Origin of the sequence: Billgrantia antri, from assembly GCF_019430905.1 — a bacterium.
Classification (GTDB): Bacteria; Pseudomonadota; Gammaproteobacteria; order Pseudomonadales; family Halomonadaceae; genus Halomonas; species Halomonas antri.
In genome coordinates, this window is sequence record NZ_JAHYCA010000002.1 from 374980 (window position 1) to 393394 (window position 18415).

17 protein-coding genes are annotated in these 18415 nt (G+C 64.4%); 9 read left to right on the forward strand and 8 right to left on the reverse strand.

The window, feature by feature from the left end:
* Nucleotides 1-47: 47 nt before the first annotated feature.
* Nucleotides 48-944, forward strand: a complete 897-nt coding sequence (locus KPL81_RS06155; RefSeq protein WP_219791098.1) for a LysR family transcriptional regulator — start codon at nucleotides 48-50, stop codon at nucleotides 942-944.
* A 96-nt stretch (nucleotides 945-1040) separates the two neighbouring features.
* Nucleotides 1041-1316 carry a YrhK family protein gene (locus KPL81_RS20570; RefSeq protein ID WP_338035594.1) on the forward strand — a complete coding sequence of 92 codons (276 nt, stop codon included), beginning with the start codon at nucleotides 1041-1043 and terminating at the stop codon, nucleotides 1314-1316.
* A 125-nt stretch (nucleotides 1317-1441) separates the two neighbouring features.
* On the opposite strand, the gene KPL81_RS06165 is transcribed toward KPL81_RS20570, so the two are convergent.
* A complete protein-coding gene (locus KPL81_RS06165; protein ID WP_240549079.1) occupies nucleotides 1442-1972 on the reverse strand; it encodes an Lrp/AsnC family transcriptional regulator in 531 nt (176 codons plus the stop codon).
* Nucleotides 1973-2064: 92 nt separating this feature from the next.
* Between KPL81_RS06165 and KPL81_RS06170 the strand changes: the two genes are divergently transcribed.
* Nucleotides 2065-3219, forward strand: a complete 1155-nt coding sequence (locus KPL81_RS06170) for an MFS transporter (protein WP_338035595.1) — start codon at nucleotides 2065-2067, stop codon at nucleotides 3217-3219.
* 62 nt (nucleotides 3220-3281) lie between these two features.
* Here the strand turns inward: KPL81_RS06170 and KPL81_RS06175 are convergent, their stop codons facing one another.
* The 3 genes from KPL81_RS06175 to KPL81_RS06185 all read right to left on the reverse strand — a co-directional run bounded on the left by KPL81_RS06175 (nucleotide 3282) and on the right by KPL81_RS06185 (nucleotide 7654).
* Complete coding sequence (locus tag KPL81_RS06175) at nucleotides 3282-5252, reverse strand: tripartite tricarboxylate transporter permease (RefSeq protein WP_219791101.1); 1971 nt, start codon at nucleotides 5250-5252, stop codon at nucleotides 3282-3284.
* An 87-nt stretch (nucleotides 5253-5339) separates the two neighbouring features.
* Nucleotides 5340-6464: a type 2 periplasmic-binding domain-containing protein gene (locus KPL81_RS06180; protein WP_219791102.1), complete on the reverse strand. Its 1125-nt coding sequence runs from the start codon at nucleotides 6462-6464 to the stop codon at nucleotides 5340-5342.
* Nucleotides 6465-6520: 56 nt separating this feature from the next.
* Nucleotides 6521-7654 carry a 4-oxalomesaconate tautomerase gene (locus KPL81_RS06185; protein WP_219791103.1) on the reverse strand — a complete coding sequence of 378 codons (1134 nt, stop codon included), beginning with the start codon at nucleotides 7652-7654 and terminating at the stop codon, nucleotides 6521-6523.
* A gap of 143 nt (nucleotides 7655-7797) precedes the next feature.
* On the opposite strand from KPL81_RS06185, the gene KPL81_RS06190 reads away from it, so the two are divergent.
* On the forward strand, nucleotides 7798-8706 hold the full coding sequence (locus KPL81_RS06190) for a LysR family transcriptional regulator (protein ID WP_219791104.1): 909 nt from the start codon (nucleotides 7798-7800) through the stop codon (nucleotides 8704-8706).
* A 117-nt stretch (nucleotides 8707-8823) separates the two neighbouring features.
* Here the strand turns inward: KPL81_RS06190 and KPL81_RS06195 are convergent, their stop codons facing one another.
* Nucleotides 8824-9855: an aldo/keto reductase gene (locus tag KPL81_RS06195; protein ID WP_209476419.1), complete on the reverse strand. Its 1032-nt coding sequence runs from the start codon at nucleotides 9853-9855 to the stop codon at nucleotides 8824-8826.
* Between the two features lie 100 nt (nucleotides 9856-9955).
* Between KPL81_RS06195 and KPL81_RS06200 the strand changes: the two genes are divergently transcribed.
* Nucleotides 9956-10891: a LysR family transcriptional regulator gene (locus KPL81_RS06200; protein WP_209476421.1), complete on the forward strand. Its 936-nt coding sequence runs from the start codon at nucleotides 9956-9958 to the stop codon at nucleotides 10889-10891.
* 69 nt (nucleotides 10892-10960) lie between these two features.
* Here the strand turns inward: KPL81_RS06200 and KPL81_RS06205 are convergent, their stop codons facing one another.
* Nucleotides 10961-11668, reverse strand: coding sequence for an FMN-dependent NADH-azoreductase (locus KPL81_RS06205; protein WP_219791105.1), 708 nt, complete (start codon nucleotides 11666-11668; stop codon nucleotides 10961-10963).
* Between the two features lie 123 nt (nucleotides 11669-11791).
* Here KPL81_RS06205 and KPL81_RS06210 point away from each other — a divergent pair, with 123 nt between their 5' ends.
* On the forward strand, nucleotides 11792-12706 hold the full coding sequence (locus KPL81_RS06210) for a LysR substrate-binding domain-containing protein (RefSeq protein WP_219791106.1): 915 nt from the start codon (nucleotides 11792-11794) through the stop codon (nucleotides 12704-12706).
* A gap of 92 nt (nucleotides 12707-12798) precedes the next feature.
* A complete protein-coding gene (locus KPL81_RS06215; RefSeq protein ID WP_219791107.1) occupies nucleotides 12799-13437 on the forward strand; it encodes a LysE family translocator in 639 nt (212 codons plus the stop codon).
* A 14-nt stretch (nucleotides 13438-13451) separates the two neighbouring features.
* Here the strand turns inward: KPL81_RS06215 and trpA are convergent, their stop codons facing one another.
* Together trpA and trpB are read right to left on the reverse strand one after the other, a co-directional pair.
* Nucleotides 13452-14297 carry a tryptophan synthase subunit alpha gene (gene trpA / locus KPL81_RS06220; RefSeq protein ID WP_219791108.1) on the reverse strand — a complete coding sequence of 282 codons (846 nt, stop codon included), beginning with the start codon at nucleotides 14295-14297 and terminating at the stop codon, nucleotides 13452-13454.
* Complete coding sequence (gene trpB, locus KPL81_RS06225) at nucleotides 14294-15499, reverse strand: tryptophan synthase subunit beta (protein ID WP_219791109.1); 1206 nt, start codon at nucleotides 15497-15499, stop codon at nucleotides 14294-14296. Before trpB ends, trpA begins: the two co-directional genes overlap by 4 nt.
* Before the next feature lie 104 nt (nucleotides 15500-15603).
* Here trpB and KPL81_RS06230 point away from each other — a divergent pair, with 104 nt between their 5' ends.
* Together KPL81_RS06230 and KPL81_RS06235 are read left to right on the forward strand one after the other, a co-directional pair.
* A complete protein-coding gene (locus KPL81_RS06230) occupies nucleotides 15604-16512 on the forward strand; it encodes a LysR family transcriptional regulator (protein ID WP_219791110.1) in 909 nt (302 codons plus the stop codon).
* 76 nt (nucleotides 16513-16588) lie between these two features.
* Nucleotides 16589-18412 (forward strand): DEAD/DEAH box helicase, encoded by a 1824-nt coding sequence (locus KPL81_RS06235; protein WP_219791111.1) that lies wholly within the window; start codon nucleotides 16589-16591, stop codon nucleotides 18410-18412.
* Nucleotides 18413-18415 lie beyond the last annotated feature (3 nt).

Consider the following 18415-nt stretch of genomic DNA (forward strand, 5'->3'; position numbering starts at 1 on the left):
AAGTGGTAATTTACTGTTTTTCATTTCATGACAATGAGACGGCCAACATGTCCGCACCGAGAGAACGCGACCTCACTGGTTTGCCGATCTTCATTGCACTGGTGGAAGCAGGCAGTTTCACCGCGGCGGCGGAGCGGCTGGGCTGCACCAAGACCCGGGTCAGCCTGCAGATCCGCCAGTTGGAGGAGCGTCTGGGAGCGACGCTGTTCCAGCGTACCACGCGCAGGGTTCAGCCGACCCAGGCCGGGGAAACGCTCTACCGTGAGTGCCGGCCGCTGCTGACGGGATTGCAGGAAGCGCTGGCGATGGCAGAGGGAGATGGCCGCCAGCTACGCGGCGAACTGCGCCTTACCGGGCCCGAGGACTATGCCGCCAGGGTGCTGGGGCCGGCGGTGGTCGAGTTTGGGCAGCAGCATCCGGCGTTGCGAATCGAGTTGCGCAGCGGGGATCGAATCAGTGACATGCTGGAGGAGGGCATCGACCTGGCGTTTCGTCTGGGCTGGCTGAAGGATTCCACGCTGCGCGCGCGGCGCCTGGGGGAGTTTCGGCAATATCTGGTGGCTTCGCCGGCCTACCTGGCCCGGCACGGCACGCCAGAACATCCCGAGGCGCTTGCCGAGCATGCCTGGGTGGCCTTCACTCCACTAGCCGCTCCCCTGACCTGGACTTTTCAGCGCGGCGAGGAGAGCTGCCGGGTGCAGATGCGGGCACGGCTTGCAGCCAACTCCACCGCAGCGCTGAATGCCCTGCTGACGGCCGGTGGCGGTCTCTCGGTAATGGCCGACGTCACCGCGGAAGCGGAGATGCGTGCAGGGAGGCTGGTTCAGGTGCTGCAGGAGTGGACGCTGCCCACTGGCGGCGTGTATGCCGTCTATCCTCCGGGGCGCCATCTGCCCGCGCGGGTACGGGCCTTCATGGAGTTCTTCCAGAGCTGGACTGCCTGAATGACCAGCTCTGGCATGATCTGCTCGCCCATGGGAGGAAATGCTAATGTCGCATATCAGGACCAGATCAAGCTCCCCGGAACAGGAGATACCCTCGTGCCTGATACGCGCATCGATAGCCCGCTTACCCTGCATCTAGGGAGAGAGGAACTGGTGATCCGGCGACGCTACGAGACGCTCAGCATCACCAATGACTTCCTGATCGCCATTTGGTTTCTGCTCGGCAGCATCCTGTTTCTCTATCCCAGCATGGAAAAAGCTGCCGCCTGGCTATTCATCATCGGCAGTTTTCAGTTCCTGATTCGTCCCACCATCCGCCTGGTCAGCCACTTCCATCTTCAGCGAGTGCCGCCGAATCATTGGGAGAGTTGAGGCACCTTCGGCAAGCTTAGCCAGCTTCGCCATGTGCACCCGCGGGCGTTCGTCATTGGCGCCATCGGGCAAGACCGGCATTTACCGACCCGGCGGTGTCATTGCTGCGCCATCGTAGGGGGAGGTCACGGAAGCGTGTTGTCGGCTTCGACCACGGCGCGCTCCGTTTCCAGCACCTCGGTGATTCCCGCTTGCGGGGTGCGCTCGAGAAAGGTCGATAGCACCACGTAGCTGCGCGTGGCCTTGACGCTCGGCAGGGCATAGAGCCGGGCGAGCAGCCCTTCCAGGGCGCGGCTACTGGCACAGCGCACCTTGAGCAGCATGCAGGTGTCGCCGGCCACGGAGTGGATCTCCTCGACTTCGGGCAGCGCCGAGAGCGCCAGCAGTTCCTGGGTCTTGCCCCAGCCGGTGGAGTCGACGTGAACGAAGGCCAGGAAGGGCTTGCCCGTGGCGGGGCCATCCAACATCGCCACCGTGCCGCGAATACGCCCCGTGGCGCGCAGCCGTTTCACCCTCTCGTGCACGGCCGGGGCCGAAAGCCCCACCCGGCTGCCCAGATCGGCATAGCTGAGCCCGGCATCCCGGGCCAGTTCGCCTAATATTTTTCGGTCGAAGGTATCCAGAGGGCGTGCCTCCTGGCCCTTGTCCCGAACCATTTCTGTATTTTTCAAGTTCGGCATTTTATCGATTGCTCCGAATGAGGTTCCTTTCTTGAATGGTAGTGTCGAATCTCATCTGGAGCCATTCCGTGATCACTCGTCGTCTTCTTCTATTGACCGCTGCCATTGCCGTGATTGGCGCCAATTCGCTGACGCTGAGCCCTATCGCAGCTTCCGTGGCGGTGGCGTTCCCCGGCCGCAGCGCTGCCGATGTGATGACGGCCGCAGCCTTCTATGGCCTGGCCACGGCAGCCAGTGCGCTGCTGTTGGCGGCGGTGGCCGATCGCATCGGGGCCGAGCGTGCGCTGGTGCGAGCGTTATGGGTACTTTGCGTGTCGCTGGGTCTTGCCGCACTCGCCCCCGCGCTCTGGGTTTTGATCGCTGCCCAGGCGTTGGCCGGGGTGGCGGCCGGCATGGCGCTGCCGGCCATATATACCCTTACCGCCCAAGTGGCGGCAAAGGGGCGTGAGAGCGAGACCCTGAGTTTCGTGCTGACGGGCTGGACGCTGAGCTTGGTGGTCGGGGTTGGCCTTGCGGCGCTGCTGACCGATCTGCTGCACTGGCGTGCCGTTTTCGTTGTGCTGGCGCTGTCGGCACTTGCCCTGGCGTTCGGCGTGGCCCGCTGTGGGGAGTGGGGCAGCGTGGTGCGTTCCGGAGCGCCCACATCACCGCTGACGGCACTGCGTGTGCCCGGTGTCCCAGTCGTGCTGGTCAACGTGGCTGCCTACATGACCGCCTTCTACGGCCTCTACACGTACCTTGGCCCGTATCTCGGTGAGGTGATGCAATTCCCCGTCAGCTTCTCCGGGCTGGCCATCGCCGTCTATGGTGTCGGCTTCGGCGTGGCCGCCCCGCTGGGGCGCTGGGTCGATCGTCACGAGACGGGCACGGTGGCGTGTTTGGTCTTTGCCGGTCTGATCGTGGTCTATCTCGGCCTGGCGGCGGTAGCGGCGCTGCCCTTGCTTCTGCTTGTGCTGTGCCTGGGCTGGGGCGTGGGCAATCACCTTGGCCTGAACCTGCTGCTGCGCCGTCTGGGTGAGCTCGATTCTGCCCAACGCGGTGCCATCATGGGCTTGTATAGCGCCATCACGTATCTCTGTGTTTTCGCCGGCGCGCTGCTCTACCGACCGATCTTCGCGCACCACGGCTTTGCCGCTTGCGCCTGGGCCTCGGCGATGCTGGTTCTGCCGGCCCTGGGCTGGGCGTTGGGGCAGTGGCGCAGGAAGCAGACGGCATTGGAGTAGCGTTTGAGGACAAAGAACGAACCGCCGCTTCATGAGCGGCGGTTCGTTCGTGAGCAGCCCCTTCAGCCGAACAGCAGTGGATCGACCAAGCCACTCGGGTAGGTCAAGGTCAGCAGTTTCGCCATGCTGATCAGGAAGACCGTCACTCCGGCAGCCATGGTGAGGGTCACCCAGGGCTTGAGACGTGCGATGAGCATCAGGAAGGCCAAACAGAACAGCGTTGCGGTAGTAATGAGGCCGAACATCAGAGTCGCGCCAACCAGGGCGAAGAAACCTGACAACCAGACGGCTTGCTGAAGCAGAGGCTGGTGTTGCCAGATTGGCTTGCGGACCAGGCTGCGCACAATTTCCAGCAAACAGGCGATGCCCATGATCGCCAGCGCCAGGCGGGGCATGAGGCCGCCGAGCAGGCTGAGATCGGCAAGATGGAACCAACCAAAGATAGCCATGCTCAGCAGAGCGGCAAAGATCACCAAGTCGATGCCACCGATGCTGATAGGCCTGCTGCCAGCCGCAGGGGCTGCTTCGGCACCAGTCGCAGGCGCTTGCTCGGTATCGGTCGACCGGAGCTTGCGCCACAGCTGCCGAAACATGGGCAAGAGCAGGGCGGCGAGAATCATGGCGCCGATGATCAGCACACCCGGGCGCATGAAAGCAGCGCTACCCTGGAACTGCACGGCCTGATAGAAGTATGTTTCAGCGCCAGGGGCCAGCACGAAGCCGATCAGGAAAGCGGGACGTGACCAGCCGGCCTGCTTGAACAGCACGCCGAGGACTCCGGTCGCGCCGAGGGCCAGCAGGTCTCCCGGGGAGCGTGTGGCCTGGAAGGCCGCGAACATGATCAGCACCGTGATCAGGGGAGCCAGGATGACGAAGGGCACGCGGGTCAGGCTGGCGACCGGGCGGGCCAGGCCCAGGCAAAGCGCCGCACCGATGATGTTGGCCAGGGCCAGCGACCAGATGATGGTGTAGGTCAGGTCGAGATTGGTCTCGATCATGCTGACGCCGGGCTGCAGGCCGAGCAGCAGCAGGCCACCGAGGAAGACGGCGGCGGTGCCCGAGCCGGGCACGCCGAACAGCAAGGTGGGCACCATGGCGCCACAGGCGCAGGCATTGTTGGCGGATTCCGGTGCGATGACGCCGCGAATGTCGCCCTGGCCAAACTGGGACTTGTCCTTGGCACTCTGTACGGCATGGCCATAGGTCATCCAATCCACCACCGAGCCGGCGAGCCCGGGAATCGTGCCCAGCAGGCTGCCGATGCCTGCGCAGCGCGCCACGAGTCCACGATTCTTGCCGACATCCTGGACGCCTTGCCGCCAGCCCTTGCCGAGCCGGGCGGGCTCTCCGGCGATGGCGCCGCGCTTGACCAGCAGATCGATGATCTCGGGCAGCGCGAAAATGCCCAGGCCGATGACCACCAGCGGTATGCCGTCGTAGAGATAGTCGATCTCGAAATTGAGACGGAACTCCCCGGTGGCGGGTGCCATGCCGATGGTGCCGACCAGCAGGCCCAGGCCGCAGGCAGCGACTCCCTTGAGCAGGTCGCGTCCGGAGAGTACCGCCACCATCGACAGCCCGAGCAGGGTCAGCATGAAAAGCTCGGAGGAGGAGAACGACAGCACCACCGGCCGGGCGATCAGTATGAACCCCGTCAGCACGGCGGCGCCGATCAGGCCGCCGATCATCGAGGCAAGGAAGGCACTGGACAGGGCCCGTGCGGCCTGGCCGCGCTTGGCCAGGGAGAAGCCGTCGATGACGGTGGCCTGGGAGGCGCTGGAGCCGGGAATGCCCAGCAGCACCGAGGCGAAGGTATCGCCGGTGGGGATCACGGCGACCAGGCCCATCAGCATGCCGAGGGCGATGCTCGGTTCCATGCCATAGAGGAAGGGCAGCAGCAACGCCATCCCTGCGATGCCACCGAGGCCGGGAATGATCCCGACCACCAGACCGACCAGCACGCCAACGACCATGTAGAGCAGGTGGTGCAGGGTGAACAGCTGCCCCAGGCTGGAAAGAAGGATATCGAACATGGAATTGGCTCTCGTGTTATTCGATGAGGGGAGCCCGGGCACTGGCTCTGAACCCTGGGGCCAAGGGCCAATGCCCGATGTCACGCATCAGATGCTGGCGCCGTGCTTCGTTTTCAGCCAGTCCGAGAGCCACTCGCGGGTAGCGTCATCCAGGGACATGGCATCCTCGAGATGTTGCCGGACGATGTCGCCAACGATAGGGGCGTAGGGTCCCAGCTGGGCATCGGCCTCCTGCTTGAACTCTTCATTATCGATGAACTCGAGGGCCGCTTCCCGGTAGGTCTCGATGAGTGCCTCGGGCGTGTCCCTGGGCACCATGATCAGCTTCTGCAGGGTGAAGCCCGAAGCGAAGAACTTCTCGTAGGCGTCGTTGGCGGTTCCGCTCGGGGCCTCGCCATGCACCTCTTCATAAACCTCGTTGAAGGTGGGAAGGTCGGGGAAGGCCGGGTCGCGCACGATCTCCCCGGCGTCATTAATCACACCGAGCGAGAAGAGCGGGACGGCGCGGCCCGACTCCACCAAGGGGGCTACACTGCTCAGGTAGGCGGAGGTGGTCTGGAAATCGATGTCCGCTTCGCCACGCTCAAAGGCCAGGCGGCCTTCACCACGGCTCTGCATGCCGGAGACGGCCTGAACCTCGACACCCAGCATGTCGAGAGCGATCAGTACCGGCAGCTCGAGTCCGGTGTGACTCTGAACCGCCAGCTTGACCTGCTTTTCTAGCAGGGTGGCGAGTGCACTCTCGCTGTCCTCGCCCAGGCTGGCCTGGGCGTAGACGACACCACCGGTAGGGGTCGCCAGGATCGGTGTCCAGGCGGAGTAGTCGTAGCGTACCCGCTTGTCTCCCAGCATCGCGGGATACTGAGTCGAAGCGGAGGCGCCCAGCCAATCGCTACCGTCGCTCTTGGCGCGCATGGCAAAGAGGTTGGAGCCGTTGATGGAGCCGCCGCCCGGCACGTTGTCGATCATGATGGTGGGCTCGCCGGGGATGTGCTCGCTGAGCCAGGGCGCGAAGAAGCGGGCCCAGACATCGGTGCCGCCGCCGACGCCGAAGGGAATGGTCCACTTGATAGTGTCGGGCACCTCCACGTCTTGGGCCTGCGCGGATACGGTTGAGGTCAGGCCGAGCCCGGCGATCGCCAGGCCCAGGGCGGCGACTCTCTTCAGGCGAACGAGCGAAGTGCGAGCTGTCGTGGTCTTGTTGGGGGTCATGGCATGCTCCTGGTTGTTGTCGTTAGCGGGTGGCAAGGCACCCGGGGTCGCGATGATCAATTGGCCTGCATGGCAGGGATTGTCTCACCGGGTGGCGTGGAAGCGGTGTAGAAGATCGTGCCACTCATGATCTTTCTGGCGGTACGAATCAGTGACACGCGCGCGATATCGCTGGCATTGCCTTGGCGATGCTCCACGTCGAGGTCGATGAAACCGGAGGGATGCTCCAGTCGCACCTGGGCCAGGCACTCACCTGCGAACATTCGCCCGCTTTCTACTGCGATGCGGTGGGCGATGGTGCCGGGAACGCTGACCGCCGAGGCAACGGCAATGGCTCCAGTGACGGCGATGGCCTTGTGGCAGCGGTGGGGTACGAAGTATCTCGTGCGCAGGGTGCTGGCGCTGCCACGCGCTGCGCTGACCAGCACCGGCTTGGGCAAGACACTCTGGCTGACATCGCCCAGTCCCATGCTCCGTCCTGCCTTGCGGCGAATGCTTTCGAGGCGCTCGAGCAGGAGGCTATTGCCATCCAGTTCGGCGGGGGACTCATCTCCGCTCAGGCCAAGATCCGCAGCGTCGAGCATGATGATCGGTGTCGCCGCGTCGAGACAGGTGACGTCGACGCCTTCGATCGAGTCGCTTGCCTTTCCGGTCGGCAGCAACGCGCCGGTCTTGGAGCCCATGATGTCGAGGAAGCTGAGCTGAATGCCGGCGGCGCTTCCGGGCACGCCGCTGATGGACGTACTGCCCTCATAGCAGACCTGGCGACCCGGCGTGGGGACGTGACACTCGATCAGGCGCTGGGTATTGAGGTTGCGTACCCGCACGACGGTCTTGCCGTCCTGGGGTTCCACCAGCCCCGTCTCGATCGCGTAGGGGCCGACCGCCGAGAGCATGTTGCCGCAGTTCGGGGTGAAGTCGACGCGGCGATTGAGAATATCGACCTGGGCAAACAGGTAGTCGACATCGGCACCCGCATGGGAGGAGCGCTCGACGATGGCGATCTTGCTGGTCAGGGGGTCCCCGCCGCCGATGCCGTCGATCTGTAGGGCGTGGCCCGAGCCCATCAGGCTGAGCAGGATCTCGGCCTGGGCGTCCTGGCCGCTGGGAAGATCGCTCATGCGCAGGAAGGGGCCTCGGGAGGTGCCGCCGCGCATGATCATGCAGGGGATGCTGTTCATCATTGTCATGCCACATCGCGTTGGGAAGTCGAGATGTGAGCATGTCAGTGGGCAACTGATGCTTCAAATGCAAATAAATGACAAGATTGATGCGTTTTTATGATTAATGCGCTATGGTTATCAATGCCTGTGTGTCATGCAAGAGTGCACAAATGCTACATCGCCTCGAATTCCTTGATCTTCAAGCTTTTATCCTGGTGGCAGAGCTGGGTTCTTTCCATGAGGCGGCGCAGCGCCTGCATCTTTCTCAGCCGGCGCTGTCGCGACGCATTCAGAAGCTCGAGGAGCTTTTGGAAGTCGAGTTGCTCGAGCGGACCACTCGAAGGACCCAGTTGACGCCTATCGGGGCGGATTTCCTGCCACGCGCCAGGCGTATGATCGAGGAATACGAGTCATCGATTCTGAACATACGAGAGCTGGCGACGCATCAAAAGGGTACGGTCACGATCGCCTGCCTGCCCACCGCCGCTTTTTACTTCCTGCCGAGTGTGATCCGTGGGTTCAGCGAGGCTTGGCCGGGTATCCGCATTCGCATTCTCGACGTCAGTGCCAACGAGGGACTGCAGCGGGTCATCAATGGCGAGGCCGACTTCGGCATCAACATGTTCAGCGCACAGAGTCCGGAGGTCTCCTTTACCCCATTATTGCGGGATCCCTTCGTATTGGCCCTGAGATCCGACCATCCGCTGGCGGCCAAGGAGAGCATCGAATGGGCGGATCTCGAACAGGTCAGGTTGATCACCGTCAGTCGCGATAGCGGCAATCGCACCTTGCTGGACAATGCCCTCTCTGCCGAAGGCATTCGGCTGAACAGCTTCTACGAAGTCCAGCACCTTTCCACCTCGCTTGGCCTGGTCGAATCCGGGCTGGGCGTGGCGATCTTGCCCAAGATGACGATGCCCGGCCCGGACCATGACGCGCTCTGTTCGCGTGAACTTCCCGAACCCCGCATCCAGCGAACCATCGGTCTGGTCAGAAGCAGTTCACACAGTATTTCCAGCACGGCTCAGTTGTTCATCGACATGCTGCTCGAGCATTGGGGAACTAATTCTGGCCATTAGCCGCCAAGTACCTTGTTCTGGCAATACGGAGGCCGGCCCCGAACTGGGCGCTGGGGCAGTGGTGGCTTCATCAGGCACCCGGCAGAACGAGGAGCCATCCTGAAGTAGGTAATCCGATCACACTGGTGCGGGATTCCGCTCCGCGAATTGTCCATTCCAATATGGATAATAGGGGTAGGGGGGCGTGACGGCACTGACCTCATCAAGACGTCTCATCTGGTCGCCGTCTAGCTGCCAATCGACGGCGCCGAGATTGTGCCGAAGCTGCTCCTCATTGCGTGCTCCAATCAGAACGCTGGAAACGGTCGGCCGCTGCAGTAGCCAGTTAAGCGCAACTTGCGGCACCGATTTTCCTCTCTCCTCGGCAATGCACTCGAGGGTTTCGATGATCTGGTAAAGCCGCTCTTCTTCCACCGGTGGCGCGAAACCAGCAGTTTGGTGCAGACGGCTGCCGGGCGGCAGAGGCTGGTTGCGGCGTATCTTGCCGGTCAAGCGCCCCCAGCCGAGCGGGCTCCAGACAATCGCCCCCAGGCCCTGATCTTGTCCCAGCGGCATCAGTTCCCACTCGTAGTCGCGTCCGACCAAGGAGTAGTAGGCCTGGTTGGCGACGAAGCGGGTATAGCCGTAGCGCTCGGCTACCGCCTGGGATTTCATGATCTGCCAGCCGGAGAAGTTCGAGACGCCGAGGTAGCGCACCTTGCCTGCACGAACCAGGTCGTCCAGCGTTGCCATCACACTCTCCACAGGCGTCATGGCGTCGAAGTGATGCAACTGCAGAATATCGATATGGTCGGTATCGAGCCGCTTCAGCGCCTGGTCCGTCGCCTTGATCAGATGGTGACGAGAGGCGCCGACGTCATTCGGCTCGTCGCCCATGCGCAGCGTCAGTTTGGTGGAAAGAACGACGCGATCGCGTCTGCCCTTGATGGCGGCCCCGAGAATCGCCTCGGAAGCGCCATCGGAGTAGACGTCGGCGGTATCGAACAGATTGACTCCGGCGTCGAGGCAGATGTCGATGAGGCGGGCCGCCTCCTTGACGTCGGTGTTGCCCCAGGCGCTGAACAGCGGACCCTTGCCGCCGAAGGTGCCCGCGCCCAGCCCGAGCGACGAGACCTTGAAGCCGGATTGGCCAAGAAAGCGATACTCCATGGTTCGACTCCTGTCTGTTGGAATGTAGGCGGAGCATAGAACGTTGCGCTTTCAAGATAAGCCGGCTAAAACGACAAAGACTTTCAATAAAGAGTTGAAGATGAGTCGAGTCGACGACCTCTCGCTGTTCCTGCGTATTCTCGACCTGGGGTCGATCAGCGAAGCGGCGCGCAGCCTGGATCTCTCCGCGGCCGTTGCCAGCCAGCGCTTGAAGCGTCTCGAGCGGGAGTTGGGCGTACGACTCCTGCAGCGCACCACACGGCAACTACGACCGACGCCGGAGGGCAGGAGCCTGGCCGAACAGGGGCGAGAGGCGGTGGAGGATCTCGAGGCGCTGATGAGCGGGTTGCACCAGTCGACGCGTGAGGTCACGGGCACGCTTCGCCTGACCATGCCGCCTACGTTTGGCCGCCTGTATGTTTCCCCGCTGCTAGCCCGATTTCTGAGCCGGTATCCCCGGTTGCGCCTCGATCTCGATCTGACCGACCAGCGCCGGGCCATCGTGGGGTCGGGGTTCGACCTGGCCATTCGTATCGGCTCGCTAGCGGATTCCAGTTTGGTGGCACGCCGGCTGGCCACGAATCGCCGTGTGTTGTGTGCCTCTCCCGCCTATCTCGAGCGCTACGGCACTCCACGCACCCCCGAGGAGCTGTCCCGGCACGAGTGTCTGGTATTGACCGGTGGGGAAGAGGAGGCCGACACCTGGCGCCTTGGGGATAGCAACGGCGAGCGGTTCGCTGTCAAAGTGGATGGACGCATCCGCAGCAGTCAGGGCGAGCTCCTGCGCGACGCGGCGGTAGCGGGGCTGGGCATCGTGCAGCACTCCACCTGGCATGTATGCGATGACCTGCGAGCCGGCCGATTGCAGTGGATTCTCTCGGACTACACGCTGCCCGAGACGGGCATCCATGCAGTCATGCCGCAGCGTCGCCTTGTGCCGCCGAGGGTGCGCGCCTTTATCGATTTCCTCGTCGAGCAATGGGAGCCTGTGCCGCCCTGGGAACGGCATACCAGGGGACCCAAGCCAGACCGCTGAGACGGGCACCAATATCTAAACGCCTAGACGATCCTGGATTGTGTGCCGGCTTGCCGCCGGCACGTGGGTTCAATACGTGGGGTCAGGCATCCGATTCGTCGAATCCAGCTTTTCCTTTAGCTCAGCTACCAGCGCCTCGATGTGCTGCTCGGCCTGGGCCAGCGAGGCTTGCAGGCGCTCGTCGCCGAACTCGTCATACTCCGCGGCGATGCCATGCACGTCGTCGATGCCCAGGTAGCCGAACACGGTGCGAATGTGCGGCTCGACGTGGTTGGCCTGGGCCATGCGCTCGCCCGGTTCGTAGCCGTAGTCGCCGCGGGAGCTCAGCACCACAAGCCGCTTGTGCATCTCGCTAAGCATCGGCCAGTAGGGTAGCCCCTGGCGCGAGCGGTCGAAGCCGAAGGTACGCCCGACCCTCACGATGTTGTCGATATACGCCTTGAAGCCGGCCGGGACGCCGAAGTTGTACATCGGCACGCCGGCAACGATCAGGTCCGCCTCCAGTAGCTCGTCGACCAGGGCATCGCTCTCGGCCAGCGCCTCATGCATCCAGGGCTCGCGCGCCTCCGGTTTGGTGAAGGCGGCGTGAACCCACTCGCCGGTTACGGGGCGTGGCGGATACTGACCCACGTCGCGATAGAGGATGCGATCGTCGGGTCGGGTCTTTTGCCATTGCTCGATGAAATGTGCGCTGAGGCGACGGGAGTGGGAGCCGTGGGGATCGATACCGGAGCGGCCGGGGCGGGCACTAGCATCGATATGCAGCAGGGTAGCCATGGAAGTATCCTCAAGAACAGTTCATGCATGATTGGACGCTTCGTAGCATCGGCCCCTTGGCAAGGGCTGACAAACGAGCAATATTCGCCAGACAGACAAGCTGAACTAACTCATGGAGAAGCCATGAATCGCCGACGGCTACCGCTTTCCCAACTGCGCGCCTTCGAGGCGGCTGCCAGACACCGCAGCTTCAAGCGTGCCGCCGAGGAGCTGGCGGTGACGCCGGCGGCAATCAGTCATCAGGTGCGCGAACTGGAGGCGTTGCTGGGGGTGACGCTGTTCGAGAGGCGTACCCGTCAGGTGGTGGCCACGGCGGCGGCGGAAGTTCTCTATCCTGTGCTTCGTCAAGGCTTCGATGCCTTTGCCGAAACGCTCGATGCGTTGCGTGAGCGTTCGTCATCCGAAAGCGTGACGCTCTCCTGTACGCCGGCCTTCGCCAGCCAGTGGCTGCTGCCCCGGTTGGCGGATTTCCATGCCCGTCATCCCGGTATCGACCTGCGCATCCACGCCAGCGAAGCCCCGCTGGACCTGGAGAGAGGGTTATCGCTGGCGATTCGCTACGGCATGGGACCCTACCCGGAACACGAGGCGGTGGAGCTGGCGCATGACGACTTCGTCCTGGTTGCCAGTCCCAGCCTTGGCTTGGCGCGAGTCGAGGATCTCAAGGCGGTGCGCCATATCGTCTTTGACTGGTACTGCCCGACGCTGGGGCTGCCGTCGTGGGCCCATTGGTGCCAGGCAGCCGGCTGTGCGCTCACCGACCTGGGACCCAGCCTGAGTTTCTCGGACGAGAGCCATGCAGTGCAGGCCGCCATCGCCGGGCAGGGAGTAGCATTGCTCAGTCAGACACTGGTGCGGGCGGAATTCGAGCGCGGCGTGCTGCACGTGCCCTTCGGCCCGAGGCTGCCGGGGCTGCGCTATCACCTGCTGATGAGTCGCGAGCAGGCCGGGCATGCCGAGCTGAAGCGAGTCGCGGCCTGGTTGAAAGGGGCTTTTGCACAGGAGCCGAACGGGAAAAACGACGTCGTGAACGCCTGAGGTTCGCAGGCCGCAATTTTGCTTGCCGGCCAGTGTGCGGGCTGGGCATGCTGAGCATTAGCAGGTAGCGATGATCTGACGAGGAGAAAACCATGGTGCCATTGGCCGATCTGCTGCTTTTCGCCATGGCCGCCCTGGTCGTGGTGCTGACGCCGGGGCCGAACATGATCTACCTGATCTCGCGCTCGATCTGTCAGGGACGAACCGCGGGCATGATCTCGCTGTGCGGTGTGCTGGCCGGCTTCCTGGTGCATATGCTGGCGGCGGCCGTCGGCCTGACTGCGCTGTTCCTGGCCATCCCGCTGGCCTACGAAATACTCAAGTGGCTCGGCGCCTTGTACCTGCTCTTCCTGGCCTGGCAGGCCGTCAGGCCGGGGGCACGCTCGCCCTTCGAGGCGCGCACGCTTCCCGTGGATCGGCCTCGCAAGCTGTTCCTGATGGGCTTTCTGACCAACTTGCTCAACCCCAAGATCGCCGTGTTCTACTTGGCGATCTTCCCGCAGTTCGTCTCGCCCGAGCATGGCCCCGTCTTTCTCCAGAGCCTGGTGCTGGGCTTTACCCAGATCGGGGTGAGCTTCACGGTCAACCTGGCCATCGCCCTGTCGGCGGCGGGCATTGCCGGCTGGTTCCGGCAACACCCGGCCTGGCTGGCCGTGCAGCGCTACGTCATGGGCGGCGTGCTGGCCGGCATGGCGGCCAAGCTGGCTGCGGAGCCGCGCCACGTCGCTTAGGTTCCCGGTCTCGGCTAGCCGTTGGCAGCCCGGCGCACGCCTGCGGCCAGCTCACGCACCAGGTCATGAACGGCCTCGATGGCGCCATGTCGAGTCTCAGCGCTTTCGATGGCCTCCACCAGGGCCGAGCCGACCACCACGGCATCGCTGAATCGGCCGATCGCTTGCGCCTGTGCCGCAGAGCGAATACCGAAACCGACGGCAATCGGCAGATGGCTGTGCTCGCGCAGTTGACCCACCATGCGCTCGATGTCGTGTAGTACGGGTTCGTGTCCCCCCGTGACACCGTTCATCGAAACGCAATACAGAAAGCCTGAGGCATTCTCCAGCACCCGTGGTAGCCGCTTGACATCGGTGGTCGGCGTGGCGAGGCGGATGAAGTCGACACCATGTCGCTTGGCCGGCAGGCATAGCTCGTCGTCATGCTCGGGCGGCAGGTCGACCACGATCAGGCCGTCGACACCGGCGCGGGCAGCATCCTCGAGGTAGCGCTCCACGCCGTAGCGGTGTATGGGGTTGTAATAGCCCATCAGCACCAGCGGCGTTTGCGAATCCCGTTGGCGGAAGGCGTGCACCAACTCGAGCGTCCGGGCCATCGTTTGCCCGCCCTCCAGGGCGCGTAGCGCTGCCTTCTGGATCGTGGGGCCGTCGGCCATGGGATCGCTGAACGGCATGCCGATCTCGATCACGTCGGCACCTGCCGCGGGCAGCCCCTGGAGGATCTCCAGCGAGGTCTCGAAGTCAGGGACGCCGGCAGTGACGTAGGTTACCAGGGCCGGCCTTTTTTCCGCCTTGAGCGCGGCAAAGCATTCATCGAGGCGAGTGGCGGCGTTCACGGGGTTCTCCTTGGCGGCGTTCATTGGACGTTCTCTCCCAGGTGTTGGGCGACGCTCATCATGTCCTTGTCGCCGCGTCCGCTCAGGTTGACCACCAGGAGGTGATCGCGGGGCAGCGACGGCGCGCGCTTGGCGACCTCGGCCAGGGCGTGGGCCGATTCGAGCGCCGGGATGATTCCCTCCTGACGACAGCAGAGCTGGAATGCCGCGAGCGCCTCGTCGTCGGTGATCGAGACGTACTCGACGCGCCCTTGCTCATGCAGCCAGGCATGCTCGGGGCCGATGCCGGGATAATCGAGCCCGGCGGATATCGAGTGAGCATCGGCGATCTGGCCATCCTCGTCCTGCAACAGGTAGGTGCGATTGCCATGCAGTACGCCGGGCTCGCCGCCGGTGAGGCTCGCCGCGTGCATGCCGGTGTCGATGCCCCTGCCGCCGGCCTCGACGCCGATCATCGCGACCGACTCATCGGCGAGGAAGGGATGGAACAGCCCCATGGCGTTGGAGCCGCCACCGATGCAGGCGACGAGAGAGTCGGGTAGGCGTCCTTCCCTCTCGAGGATCTGGGCGCGGGACTCACGCCCGATCACCGCCTGGAAGTCACGCACCATGGCGGGGTAGGGGTGGGGTCCGGCCACGGTGCCTATGATGTAGAAGGTGTCATCGACGTTGGTCACCCAGTCGCGCAGTGCCTCGTTCATCGCATCCTTGAGCGTACCGGTACCCGTCGTGACCGGAATGACTTCGGCGCCGAGCAGTTTCATGCGAAACACGTTGGGCTGCTGGCGTTTGATATCGGCCGCGCCCATGTAGACGACACAGGGCATGCCGAAGCGTGCCGCCACGGTGGCAGTGGCGACGCCATGCATGCCGGCACCCGTTTCGGCGATGATGCGGGTCTTGCCCATCCGCTTGGCGAGCAGGATCTGGCCGATGCAGTTGTTGATCTTGTGAGCTCCAGTATGGTTGAGCTCTTCGCGCTTGAGATAGATCCGGGCGCCGCCAAGGTGCTCGGTAAGACGCTCGGCAAGGTAGAGCGGGCTGGGCCGGCCAACGTAATCGCGCTGGAAGTAGGCGAGCTGGCGCTGGAATTCGCTGTCCTGCCGGGCCGTATCGTATTCGGCCTGAAGCTCGCTAATCAGCGGCATCAACGTCTCGGGGACGAAGCGGCCGCCGAAACGGCCGAACATGCCATGGGTATCGGGCTGCATCGAAAGGTCGGTCATGAGGTGCCTCGAAGGTTCAGGGAGCTTTCGACGAAGCTAGCGCAGACAGGCGGGGCGAAAAATCGATAAGATCGCCGCTATATGTGAGCCAGGGTCACAGATCGATGCTTAACACCATGCCTTCCCTCAGCGCCCTGCGCGCTTTCGAGGCCACCGCGCGGTTGGGTAGCGTCACGGCTGCGGCGAACGAACTCAGCGTGACTCACGGCGCGGTCAGCCGACAGTTGCGCAGCCTGGAAGAGCACTTCGGCGTGGCGCTGTTCACCAAGGCGGGGCGCGGCCTGCAGCTCACCAGTCACGGGGAGCGGCTGCAGCACGGCGTTGGCGAGGCGTTCCTGCGCCTGCGAGATAGCTGCGCGCAGTTGAAACGTGAAGTCGAGTCGGCGCCGTTCATCCTGGCCTGTCCGGGTAGCCTTTTGGCACGCTGGCTCATTCCGCGGCTCGATCACCTGTATCGTGCGCTGCCGGAACTCAAGCTGCATGTCGTCGCCAGCGCGAGCGAAGCTACCCCGGGAAGGGACGAGGTAAGCGCAACGCTGACGTTTGCGGAACCGCCATGGCCGGCCGACCTGGAGGTGGTCGAGTTGGCCGCGGAACACATCGGCGCGGTGGTGAGCCCGCAGCTGGCCGCTCGGCTCGATCCGCAGCGGCCAGCGACGCTGTTTGACGCCAAGCTGCTGCATACCGCTTCGCGGCCACAGGCCTGGCCACACTGGGCGCGTGCGCACGGCCTCGATGCGGCGCGTCTCGACCGGGCGCTGGCCGCAGGGCAGGGCTTCGATCATCTCTATTATCTGATCGAGGCGGCAGTGGCCGGATTGGGGGTGGCGATAGCGCCCCGGCTGTTGGTTGAGGACGAGCTGCGTCAGGGACGGCTGATCGCGCCCTGGGGCTTCGTCGAGACGCCCGCACGGCTGTGCCTGTGGCTTTCCCCTGAAGACAATCGACGCTGCAGCGCTCGACTCACCGAATGGCTCGAGGGTGAGCTCGACACCACGCTCTCGTCACGGTAACAGGCGTTCGCCTCGGGAACATCGCGTATCTCCCTGTACTCGATTACGTTGTAGAAAAGCGATTTCCGGAGCGCCCATGCCGCTCGATGCCTTTCATTCCGCCGTCAGCGACTGGTTTGCACGCGACCTCGGTGCGCCCACCGAGGTGCAGACGCGCGCCTGGCCGGCCATCGGCGTGGGCGGCCATGTGCTGATCGCCGCGCCCACCGGCTCGGGCAAGACCCTGGCGGCCTTTCTCGCCGCTATCGATGGCCTGGTGCAGCGTGGGCTCGACAGCGAGCTGCCTGACGAGACGGTGGTGCTCTACGTCTCACCGCTGCGAGCGCTCTCCAACGACATCCAGCGCAACCTGCAATTGCCCATCGCCGGCATCGGCGAGGCGCTGACGGTGAATGGGCAAAAAGCACCGGAGATTCGCGCCTGGGTGCGCACCGGCGATACCACCTCGTCGGAGCGTGAGCGCATGCGCAAGCGCCCGCCGCACATCGTGGTCACCACGCCGGAATCGCTCTACGTGCTGCTGACGTCCGATTCGGGGCGGCGGATGCTGTCGACCGTGCGGACGGTGATCGTCGACGAGATCCATGCGGTGGCCGGCACCAAGCGTGGCTCGCACCTGGCGCTGTCGCTGGAGCGCCTGGCCGGATTGACGGAGCGCCCGCCGCAGCGCATCGGGCTCTCAGCGACGCAGAAGCCGGTCGAGGCGGTGGCGGCGTTCCTCACCGGCGGCAGCGAGTGCACCATCGTCGACACCGGCCACGTGCGTGAGCGCGACCTGGCCATCGAAGTCTCCGGCTCGCCGCTCACCGCCATCATGGCCAACGAGGTGTGGGAGGAGATCTACGATCGCCTGGCGGCGCTGGTACGCCAGCACCGCACCACGCTGATCTTCGCCAATACCCGACGGGTCTGCGAGCGGGTGGCGCGCCACCTGGCCGACCGCCTCGGTGAAGAGTGGGTGACCTCGCATCACGGCAGCCTGGCCCGCGAGCACCGCCTGGACGCCGAGCAGCGCCTGAAGCAGGGCGAGCTGCGCGCGCTGGTGGCCACCGCTTCGCTGGAGCTCGGCATCGACATCGGCGAGGTGGACCTGGTCTGCCAGCTCGGCTCGCCGCGCTCGATGTCGGCCTTCCTGCAGCGCGTGGGGCGCTCCGGTCATGGCGTGGGGCGTACCCCCAAGGGGCGGCTGTTCCCGCTGACCCGCGACGATCTGGTCGAGTGCGCCGCGCTGATGGGGGCGGTGCAGGCCGGCGAGCTGGATCGCCTGCACATCCCCGAGGGACCCCTCGACGTGCTGGCCCAGCAGGTCGTCGCCGAGGTCGCCGGGGCGGGCGAGAGCGACGAGGCAGAGCTGTTCCAACGGATACGAGCGGCCTGGCCCTATCGAGAGCTGAGCGCGGAGCGCTTCGATGCGGTGGTGCAGATGCTCGCCGACGGCTACACCACACGCCGCGGGCGTCGTGGCGCCTACCTGCATCGCGACCGGGTCAACGGCCGCCTGCGCCCGCGGCGCAATGCGCGGCTGGTGGCGCTGACCAACGGCGGGGCGATTCCCGACCACTTCGACTACGACGTGATCCTGCAGCCCGAGGAGCTCCGCGTCGGCACCGTCAACGAGGATTTCGCCTTCGAGAGCATGCCGGGCGACATCTTCCAGCTCGGTAACCAGGCCTATCGCATCCTCAAGCTCGCCACCGGCAAGCTCTACGTCGAGGATGCCCGCGGGGCGCCGCCGAGCATTCCGTTCTGGTTCGGCGAGGCGCCGGCGCGCACGGCAGAGCTCTCGCAGGCGGTCTCGCGGCTGCGCGAGGGTGTCGACCGACAGCTGGCCGCTGGCGACGAGAGCGATGCCCAAGCGTGGCTGGAAGCCGAGTACGGCCTCACGCCGGCTGCGGCCTAGCAG